General features: G+C 68.6%; 4 protein-coding genes. 1 reads left to right on the top strand and 3 read right to left on the bottom strand.

The annotated features are described in order from the left end of the window. Positions 1-23 precede the first annotated feature (23 nt). Entirely contained in the window at positions 24-1,448 is a 1,425-nt protein-coding gene (locus tag AC1DU6_RS10985) for a cryptochrome/photolyase family protein (RefSeq protein WP_477857166.1), read from the top strand. A gap of 63 nt (positions 1,449-1,511) precedes the next feature. Here AC1DU6_RS10985 and AC1DU6_RS10990 read toward each other — a convergent pair whose 3' ends face one another. From AC1DU6_RS10990 to AC1DU6_RS11000, 3 genes are all read right to left on the bottom strand, one after another. Continuing rightward, positions 1,512-2,549: a GGDEF domain-containing protein gene (locus tag AC1DU6_RS10990; protein WP_056199460.1), complete on the bottom strand. Its 1,038-nt coding sequence runs from the start codon at positions 2,547-2,549 to the stop codon at positions 1,512-1,514. A 10-nt stretch (positions 2,550-2,559) separates the two neighbouring features. After that, entirely contained in the window at positions 2,560-8,637 is a 6,078-nt protein-coding gene (locus tag AC1DU6_RS10995) for a hybrid sensor histidine kinase/response regulator (protein WP_477857169.1), read from the bottom strand. Between the two features lie 39 nt (positions 8,638-8,676). Next, on the bottom strand, positions 8,677-10,626 hold a 1,950-nt coding region (locus AC1DU6_RS11000), incomplete at its 5' end, for a methyl-accepting chemotaxis protein (RefSeq protein ID WP_477857170.1).

The raw sequence follows: 10,626 nt of genomic DNA on the forward strand, positions 1-10,626 counted from the left end.
TGCAAAGACCTTAATCTGCGCCCATGCCTGCTCACCTTGACCGCGCTCTTGTCTGGTTTCGCCGCGACCTGCGCGCGGGCGACCAGGCCGCGCTGTATCACGCGCTGCGCAGCGCGAAACAGGTCTTCTGCGCATTCGTCCTGGACCGCGACATCCTCGACGCCTTGCCACGCGCAGACCGACGCGTCGAGTTCATCCTGGGCGCGCTGCAGGTGCTGGACGAGGACCTGCGCAAGCTCGGCGGGGCGCTGATCGTGCGGCATGGCTTTGCGGCGGACCAGATCCCGCGCCTGGTGGCCGAGCTGGGCGTGCAGGCCGTGTTCACCAACCACGACGACGAACCGCAGGCGCTGATGCGCGACGCGCTGGTGGCCGACCTGCTGAAACCCCTCAATGCCGAGCTGCGCACCTTCAAGGACCATGTCATCTTCGAGCGCGGCGAGGTCATGACGGCCGCGGGTGGGCCGTACAGCGTGTTCACACCCTACAAGAACGCCTGGCTGCGCAAGATCGATGAGTTCTATCTGGGCAGCTATCCCACCGAGCGGCATGCGCATGCGCTGGCGAAGAGCAAGCTGGCCACTGAGATCCCCAAACTCGAAGAAATCGGCTTCAAGCCCGCCGGGCTGACCGAGCATGTCGGCCAGGGCGTCCGCGGCGCCGAGGCGCTGCTGGAGGACTTCCTGAACCGCATCGACGCGTATGACAGCAGGCGGGACTTCCCGGCGATGAAGGGGCCGAGCTATCTAAGCGTGCACCTGCGCTTCGGCACGGTGTCGATCCGGCGCCTCGCGCGCATCGCGCACCAGCGGATGCTGGGCGGCGAACATGGCGCCGAGGTCTGGCTGTCAGAACTGATCTGGCGCGACTTCTATCACCAGGTCATGCACCACCACCCGCATGCGATGACGGCGGCCTTCAAGCCCGAGTACGACGCCATCCGTTGGGAGACGGGCGCTGAAGCCGACGCGCTGTTCGCCGCCTGGTGCGAGGGCCGCACCGGCTACCCGCTGGTGGACGCCGCCATGCGCCAGCTCAACCAGACGGGCTATATGCACAACCGCCTGCGCATGGTGACAGCCAGCTTCCTGACCAAGGATCTCGGCATCGCCTGGCAACGCGGCGAGGCTTATTTCGCGCAGCAACTGCTGGACTTCGACCTCGCGGCCAACAACGGTGGCTGGCAATGGGCCAGCAGCAGCGGCTGCGACGCCCAGCCCTATTTCCGCATCTTCAACCCGGTGAGCCAGAGCGAGAAGTTCGACGCGCAGGGCCGCTTCATCCGCCGCTACTGCCCCGAACTGGCGGAGCTGCCGGCCAAGACCATCCACGAGCCCTGGGCGCGCGCGCCGCTGCAGATGCAGGGCAGCGTCTACCCGCGCCCCATCGTCGACCACGCCATCGCACGGGAGCGCACGCTGGCCCGCTACGCCGTCGTCAGGCGATGAACGGAGAGCAAAAAGGTCAGCCTGCGGTCTTGTGCGGGTGACGAATGCTTCAGCGCGGCGGCTTCAGAACAGCTCGACGTCGCTGAGCTGTGCCGATTCCTGGATCACGCCGCTGGCCACCAGGGCCGCGTAGTTGTGGACCTGGTTGCGACCATGGCCCTTGGCGTGATAGACCGCCTTGTCGGCGCGCTCGAAGGCATCGGCTGGCCCGTCGCCCGGGCGCACCTCGGTGAAGCCGATGCTGACGGTGATGCGGCCCACCTGCGGGAAGGCGTAGCGTTCGGTGTTCAGGCGCAGGCGCTCGAAGGCCTCGCCCGCGTGGATCTCCTCGTCGCAGCGCATCAGCACGACGAACTCCTCGCCGCCGAAGCGATAGAGCATGTCGTGAAAGCGGAAAGAGCCGCGCATCAGGCGCGACAGCAACAACAGCACTTCGTCGCCGATCAGGTGCCCGAAGCGATCATTGACGGTCTTGAAGTGATCAATGTCGATCACGCCGAGCACATAGTGTTGGATGGCCGTCTCGTGGCGGCGGTCCTCGGCCTCGTGCGTCACGTCGGCACGCGTCGGGATGTCCGACAACACCTTCAGGAAGCTCTCGTCGAAGGTCTTGCGGTTCAGCAACCCCGTCAGCGTGTCACGCTCGGAGTAGTCGAGCAGGCCCTGGAAGTTGTGATAGATCCGCAGCACGCTGCTGACCATGCGCTGCGCGCCCGTGCCCAGGCGCCGCGTGGACAGGATCTCGATGACGCCGATGACGTCGCGGTCGGTCGCAATCGGGAAGAGGTAGAGCCACTGGCCGCCCTGGGCCACCTGGGTGACGCTGCGGCTGCGCATGGCCTCCAGGCGCAGCGGATGGTCGGTCGCCTTCGGCAGCGCACCAGGCTTGGCCCACAGCGGGTCGGCCGACGCGACCGCATCACCCGCGCGCAGATGGGCACGGGTCAGCCAACGTTCGTCGCCCGGCTCGCCGACGCTGCGGTAGATCGCGACGGACTCGGGCTCCAGCAGGTCACGCAGCGCCATGACCAGGGTGACGTCCATGACATCCCGGTCACGAAAACCGGTCAGTTCAGCAAGATGGTCGACAACCTGGGACATGGGGGGGTGCTCAGGCCGCCACGGCCTGCTGGGTGAACTGCTGGATCAACCCGAGCAGATACTCCTCATCGTAGGGCTTGCCCAGGTAGTGGTCGACACCCAGCTGAGCCGCGTAGTCGCGGTGCTTCTGGGCAATGCGCGAGGTGATCATGATGACGGGCAGAGCAGCCAGCCGCGAGTCGGCGCGCATGTTGCGCACCAGGTCGAAACCGTCCATACGGGGCATTTCAATGTCGGACAGTACCACCGAAGGCAACTCGTCACCCGACAGCTTCTCCATCGCATCCAGGCCGTCCTTGGCCAGCATGACGCGCAGGCCGACGCGCTCCAGGAAGCGCTGGGTCACGCGACGCACCGTCAGCGAGTCGTCGACGACGAGGACGAGCGGCGCCTGCGTCACCGTCTCGACGACCGGTGCGGCCTGCTGCGGCGTTTCGCCCAGCGACATGGCATGGGCCGCCGCCAGGCGGGCCTGGGCGTCGAGGCCGTACCAGTCGGCGAGTGCCACGACGTTGTAGATCAGCGCCACCTCGCCCGAAGCCAGCAGGCTGATGCCCGCCAGGCCCGGTACGCGATTGAGCTGGGCGCCGAGGTTCTTGACGACGACTTCCTGGTTGCCGACGACCTCATCCACGTGCAGGGCCAGTGCTCCCTGGGCGCTGCGCACCAGCACCACATGGGTGTGGCGGCCATGGACATGGCCACGGCCCGCGTGGCCGAGCAGGCCGCCCAGCCAGTAGAAGGGCATCTCGACACCGCCATGCTGCAGCTTGCCGGTGGCATAGGCCGCCTCGACTGCATCGACGGGCACGCGCTGCACTGACTGCATCAGCGCCGCGGGGACGGCGATGACCTGGTCGGAGCTCTTCAGCAGCACGACCTGCGTCAGCGCCGTGGTGAGCGGCAGGCGCAGCAGGAAGCTGGTGCCCTGGCCGGTGGTCGACGTGGTTTCGATGGTGCCGCCCAGCGTGCCGACCTCGGCACGCACGACGTCCATGCCAATGCCGCGGCCGCTCAACTCGGTCACCTGGCTGGCCGTGGAGAAGCCCRGCGCGAAGATCAGGCGCTTGAGCTGCGCGTCGTCAGGCTCGGCGTCGGGCGAGATCAACCCGAGCTGCAGGCCGCGCTCGCGGATGCGTCCGAGGTTGAGGCCGGCGCCGTTGTCGGAGAAATTCAGCAGCACTTCGTTGCCGTGCTGGCTGACCTCGATGCGCAACGTGCCGACCGGGTCCTTGGCCGAAGCCGCGCGCACCTCGGGCGACTCGATGCCGTGAGCGACGCTGTTGCGCAGCAGATGCTCGAAGGCCCCAGCGGTACGTTCCAGCACCGAGCGGTCCAGTTCGGTCTGGCCGCCGGTGATCTCCAGCTTGACCTGCTTGCCGGCATCGCGGGCAGCCTGCCGCACGACGCGGTGCATGCGCTCGCCGATGCTGTCGAAGTCGACGAGGCGGGTGCGCAGCAGGTCGTCCTGCAGCTCGCGCGTCAGCCGGGATTGCGCGGCCAGCTCGTCTTCGCCGGTCTGGACGTTGCGGCCCAGTGTGCGCTGCAGCGTGGCCACGTCACCCACCGACTCGGTCAGCATGCGGGTCAGTTCCTGGAAGCGCGTGTAGCGGTCGAACTCCAGCGGGTCGAACTCGCGGCCGCCCTGCTGCGCCGCCTCTTGCTGGGCGTGCATCTGGGCCTCGGCCTGCAGATCCAGCTCGCGCAGCTGGGCGCGCAGGCGCTCCAGGTTGTCGTCCAGGTCAAGCAGCGCGCCCTTCATCTGGACCAGCTCGGACTCCATCCGCGCACGGCGGATGCTGACCTCGCCGGCCTGCGTGGCCATGCGCTCCAGCAGGCTGCCGCGCACACGCACCAAGGCCTGGCCGATGGCGAGGTTGTCGCTGCCGGCAGCGACCTCGGCGGTGTCGGTGAAGCGGCTCCAGTCGATCTCGCGCGCTGGTTCGGCGGGCTTCTCGACGAAGGTGGATGCGACCGGCCGCACATCGGCTTGGGCAATCTCGGCCAACAGGCGCTCGGGTTCAGGCGCCGGCGCAGCCGCCTCGACAACGACCGGCGGCTTGGCAGCGGGTGCCGGCGGCGGCGGGGCGACGATGGCCGGCGCGGCCGGCACGGCGGCAGATGCGAGCCGGCGACCGAGTTCCTCGAAGGCGTGCTCGAGGGCATCACCCTCATGCTGCAGCGCCTGGACCTGGCCGTGGTTGGCGCTGCCGGCCCTCAGCAGGTTCTCGATGGCGGATTCGAGGTTGTGGGCCTGCTCGCCCAGGCGCATGGCGCCGGCCAGGCGGGCGCCGCCCTTGAAGGTGTGCAGGGCACGCATGCAGGCGTCGGAACGGCCCAGCTCGCCCGGATGGGCCAACCAGTCGCGCAGCGCACCGTGCAGTTGTTCCAGCAGGTCGCGCCCTTCCTCCTCGAAGATGGGATAGAGGTCGGGCTCGATGTGGTCGGGCAGGCCCGGCTCGGGCTCGTCGTCGGCCGCCAGCAGCGGGGCAGGCTCGGTTTGCGGCACAGCCTCGGCAACCGTCTCTGCGGCCGGCTCGGCAATGGGCTCGACGAGGGGTTCGGCCAGGTCGACAAGATCGGCGAGATCAACGACGGACTCCGGCAGATCAGCAGCCACGGTGACCTGGTCATCCAGGTCGCCGGCGAGGGTGTCGTGCAGGGCTGGCACAGGCAGCGCGTCCAGGGGCGCGGATGCCGTGAAGGACTCTTCCTGCGGCTCGTAGGCATGCAGCTGCGCGACGACCTCGGGATCGTTGGGCTTCAGGAAGCCGGCTGCGAACTGGTGCAGCAGGCGGCGGATGTCGTCGGCGGCGCGCACGAACAGTTCGGCGTCGGCCTGCTCGTAGCGCACGGCGCGATGGGCGCGACCCAGGGTGTGCTCGAGTTCCCGGGCCAGGATGGAGAGATCCTCGTAGCCCACCGTGGCCGCATTGCCGGCCAGGGCGTGAGCCTGCACTTCGCAGCTCTGCGGCACCGGGTGGCTGAGCTCGACGGCCCACTCGGCCAGGCCGATGGACAGCTTGCGCGACAGCTCGTCGGCCTCGTTCAGGAAGATGTTGAACAGCGCGATGCTGATGCGCAGCGAGCCGATGACCTTGAAGCCTTCGTCGGGGTCGGCCGACTCGGGTTCAGGCTCCAGCTCCGTCTCGGCAGGGCTGACCAGCGTGAGAACCGGCGCGGCCGGCTCCTCGTCCTCCTCGAGCAGCTTGTGCAGGGCCAGCGTGGACTCCTCCGGCCGGACCGGGGGCTCGGCCAGAGGTTCGGCGGCAATGACAGGCTCAGGCTCGTCCAGATCCAGCACGACGCCGAAGTTGGCCAAGGTCGGCTCTTCATCAGGCGTGGGTGGCAGCGGCAGGGGTTCGGTCRGTGCGTGGGCGTCGAACTCGCTGACCAGCTCGGCGGGTAGTTCGGTCGGGTCGAGATCCAGCGTGACCTCGGGCAGGGCGAGGTCGAGGTCAGCCTCGATGGGGGCCTCGTTGGCCGGTGCGCCAAGCTCGAGAACGAAGTCGGGCACCAGCGGCGGCGTCTCCTCCATCTCCGCCGGCAGTGCGGCGACGATGGGTTCTGCGGCCGGCTCGGCCATGACCTCGGGGCCACGCTCGATGGCTTCGACCGGGGTCGCGGCGTCCAGCGGCAGGTCGAGGCCTTGGGCTTCTACCGCTTCGATGGCTTCGGCGGCCGGAGCAGCCGAAACGGCAATAGGCAGGGGCTGGCCATGCAGGCGCAGCGAATCGGCACTGCGGCGCACCGGGTCGGGCAAGCTGTGGCCCGGTTCCGTGCCAGCAATCTGGTTGCGCCAGTGGGCAAAGTAGTCCAGCGCCTCGGTGGTGAAGCCCAGCAAGGCGGCGTCGGCCTGGGGGGTGGCTTCGGCGAGGCGGGCGTTGTAGAGCTGTTCGCAGGCCCAGGCACCTTCACCGAAGGGGTCCAGGCCGACCATGCGGGCGCTGCCCTTGAGGGTGTGGAAGGCGCGACGCACGATGGTGAGCTGGCCGTGGTCGGCGGGGGCCTGGCGCAGCTCTTCCAGCGCGGCCCGGGCGTTGCCGATGACCTCGTCGGCTTCCTCGAGGAAGATCTCGCGCATCTCGGGGTCGTCCGCGACGCTGGGCGCGGGCGGCGGGGGAGCAACCACGGGAACGGGTGCGGGAGCGGCCGGCTGCGACAGGTCGACGTCGGGCAGGCTGAGGTCGGGCAGGTCCAGCGTCCCCAGGTCGATGCGCAAGGGCTGGGTGGCGTCGTAGGCGGCGGGAGCGGCAATCTGGGCCGATTCGTCGACCAGGTCGACGTGGAAGCCGCTGGCCTCGAAACTCGGCAGCTCGACGGCGCCTTCGCGGCGGCCCATGACGGCGTCCAGGCGGCCGCTGGCGTCGTCGAACTGGAACATACGCTTGGCCAGCTGAGGCTGGACGCTGAGCATGTCGATCAGGAAACCCAGGGCGCCGAGGTTGTTGGCCAGGCGCTCAAACACGCCACGGGCGCTGGCGCGCTCGAAATCGATCTCGGTGTTGGCCAGGCCGTCGACCTCGTCGCGCATGCGAACGGTGGCCTGCGCCGCCTGGTCCAGGCCCAGCACGCTGAGCACGCCGCGCATGGCCTGCAACTGGCCGGGCACGGGAATCAGCAGCTCACGCCGGGCCGGGTCGCGGAAGTATTCGTCGCACTGCTTCTCGACTTCCGACAGGCTGGCACGCAGCTCGTGCACGACGCTGCCCAGGGTCTGGCGGTCGGAGACCCGGCGGTACAGGTCCTCCATCCAGTCTTCCAGCGGCTCGGGCGTCTGGCCATGGGCCACGGCCTCGACGCGGCGCGCCAGGCGACGCACGCGATCGGCCTGCTCGGGCTGGTCGAAGGCGGCGTCTTCCAGCGCGGCTTCGACATAGAGCAGGCTGGTGGCGATTTCCATGGCCAGCGCGGGTGGCGGCGTGCTGCGCGAGCGCAGCGTCGCGACGACGGCGCGCTGCAGTGTCTGAGCCAGCACTTCACCGCTGGGGAAGAGGCGGGTCAGCGAATCGGCCAGACCGGCGAACTGCTCGTCCAGGCCGGCCAGGCGGTGCTGGTCGCCTTCGGCGGCGCTGGACCAGCTTTCCTTGGCTGAAATCACGCGGCGCTTGGCTTGCGCGACCCAGGCCGGATCGATGCGGCCGAGGCCGGCGTCCTCGTAGTCGCCGGCATGCTCATCAGTGAGGCGGTAGGTTTCATGCACCGCTGTCAGGCGCGGGCCGGCGCCTTGGTTGACGCGGCACTGGGCACAGAAGAACAGCAGGTCCTGGGCCAGGCGTTCGCGCGCCGGGTCCATCTGATCGCCGTGGCCAACGAGGCGCAGTTCATGCAGCAGCTTGGAGCCCAGGCGTTTGGCATAGCCGTCGCTGGGAATCAGCTTGAGCGCCTGGCCTTCGAAGACGGCGGCGGCGAGTTGCCACAGCGTGCGCGTCGTGCCAGCGGGCAAGGCGGCTGCCAGACCAGCGCACAGGCCGGAAAGATTGGCCGCATGCGTCGAGCTGGGCTCGCGCATATGACGCAGCAGCGCGGCTTCAAAAGGCGCGCGCACGGCCTCGGGCGAACGCGGCGACACACCGGCTTCGGGCGCAATGCTGCGCCAGGACCAGTCGTACTGCCAGAGGTCGGCCGGGTGGATGCGATCGGCACCGTTGAGCTGCTGCAGCGCGCGATAGCCCGGATAGAGGGCCAGCGACGAAGTCTTGTTGCCAGCCAGCAGGCGGGCGACATAGGCCAGCAGGGCAAAGTCGGCGCGTTCGATGGTGTCGACGGTGCTGGCTTCGACCTCTAGCGGCCGCTCGGCCAGACGCGCGACGGCCACTTCGGCGGCGCGCAGCACGCTGGCGCCGGCCGGCAGGCCGACCAGCGACAGCACGCCGCTGACCTGGTGCAACTGCGCGGCCGCCTGCTGCAGCGGCGCGCTGGGCTGGGCATCACCGCCAAAGGCGGAGAGGCGGTTGTCGCCGCTGTCGCGCACGAGGCGGCGCAGGGTCTTGTGCACCGACTCCAGGGAGCGGCGCAACTCCTCCTGCACCCAGGCCAGTGGGCTGAGGTCGGCCGGGAGTTCGGAGTCTCGCAGGGAGCTGTCCATGCGTGGGCTTTCTCGCTCGATGCGGTAGGGCGGGGCCGGTCAGGCGACCTTGAATCGGGACACGGACGTGCGCAGCGCCTCGGCAGAGCGCGACAGCTCGTGCACCATCTGGGCGGTGGAGCGCGTGCCCTCGGAGGTCTGCTCGGTCACCGCGAAGATGTGCTGGATGTTGGAGGCCACCTCATTGGCATGCTCGGCTTCCTGCTGGGCCTGGGTCGAGATCTGCCCGATCAGGTTGTCCAGCTGGCGGGACACGCTGTCGATGTCTTCCAGCGCCTTGCCGGCCGCGTCAGACAGCTGCGTACCTTCCACCACCCCGCGCGTCGAACGCTCCATGGCGGCCACCGCATCGTGGGTGTCGGTCTGAATGGTCTTGACCAGCGCAGCGATTCGCCGCGTCGCGTCGCCGGAGCGTTCCGCCAGGCGCTGCACTTCTTCCGCAACCACCGAGAAGCCGCGACCGGCTTCGCCGGCGGACGCGGCCTGAATGGCGGCGTTCAAGGCCAGCACGTTCGTCTGTTCCGTGATGTCCGAGATCAGCTCCGTGATCTCGCCGATTTCCTGAGACGACTCGCCCAGGCGCTTGATGCGCTTGGAGGTCTCCTGGATGGAGTCGCGGATGGTGTTCATACCGGCGATGTTGTTCTGCATCGCGGACAGACCCTGCTCGGCAGCCTGACGGCTCTGGCGCGCCACACCGGCCGTTGTCTGCGCCTGCGCGGACACGTCGGTGATTCGGCTTGCCATGCCGAGCACGGCCTCGCCGGTGGCGCGGATCTCGTGCAGCTGTTCCTTGGAGGCCGCCAGCAGGTCGGTGGACGTCTGGTCCACCGCGCCGGTCGTGTCGGTCACGCGGGCTGCCGTTGCCTGCACCTGGCCGACCAGGTTGCGCAGCTCTTCCACCGTGTAGTTCACGGAGTCGGCGATGGCGCCGGTGATGTCTTCTGTCACCGTCGCTTGTTGCGTCAGGTCGCCTTCAGCGACGCTGGCCAGTTCGTTCATCAACCGCAAAATGGCGGCCTGGTTGGCGTCGTTGACGCGCTTGGCCTCTTGCTCCTGGGCCTCGGCTTCGCGGCGTGAGGCTTCGGCGAGCGCGGCGCGCTCGGACTGGTCGGCCACGAACAGGCGCAGGAAACCGAAGGCACCGGCCACCAGGGCAATCAGGGACAGCACCATGAAGGCGATCAGGCCCCAGCCCGCGCCGCCGGACTTTTCCAGCTCGCCGGCGGCCTGCTCCAGGCCCTTACGCAGCGGCTCGGAGTCGTTCAGGATGGCCGTCTGAGCTTCACGTGCCGACACCAGGCCCTGCAGGTTGCCCAGAATCGCAGAGGCTTGCGTGCGGGTCTGCTCGTACTGCTTGAGCAGGGTCTGCAGGCGTTCCTTCAGTTGCGGGTCGCGTGCCGCGTTCAGGCGCAGCTCGGGGCTGCCGCTGATGAGCGCTTCGGTGATGAGCTTGAAGGAGTTCAAGTCCTTGCCCAGCAGGAACACCGCCTCGGGGCTGACGCCTTCCTGGGTCAGGAATTCGTTGGCGCTCTTGCCGATACGCTGGGTCAGCATGACGAGCTGGCCGACGGCAGAGACTTCACCCGCCGACGAGCCGATCTGCAGGGCTTGAGATGACACGGCCTCGGCGCTTTCCAGCAGGTCGCTGGACTGCCGGTTGATGGCGCGCAGCGCCTGGCCGACCTGGGTCAGGATCTTTTCCTGGGACTGCACGACCTTGCCGTTCTTCTCGGCACGTTCGACCAGCGGCTTGACCATGTCCAGCGTCGGCTGCACGGCGGCCGGCGCGATCGCCAGGTCGCCTTCGCCGGTGCGCAGGTTGTTGACGACGCCGCTCAGCGTGCTGACCGACTCGCGCAGCTCCGCGAACGCGGCTGGATTGCCGACGAGGGCCGCGGACACGGACTTGGCCATGCGCTGTGAATGCATCAGCGCCTGGCCGGTGGCACGCACCTGGGCCGCACTGCGGCTGGAACTGGCCAGCAC

Source organism: Roseateles sp. P5_B10 (assembly GCF_056400485.1).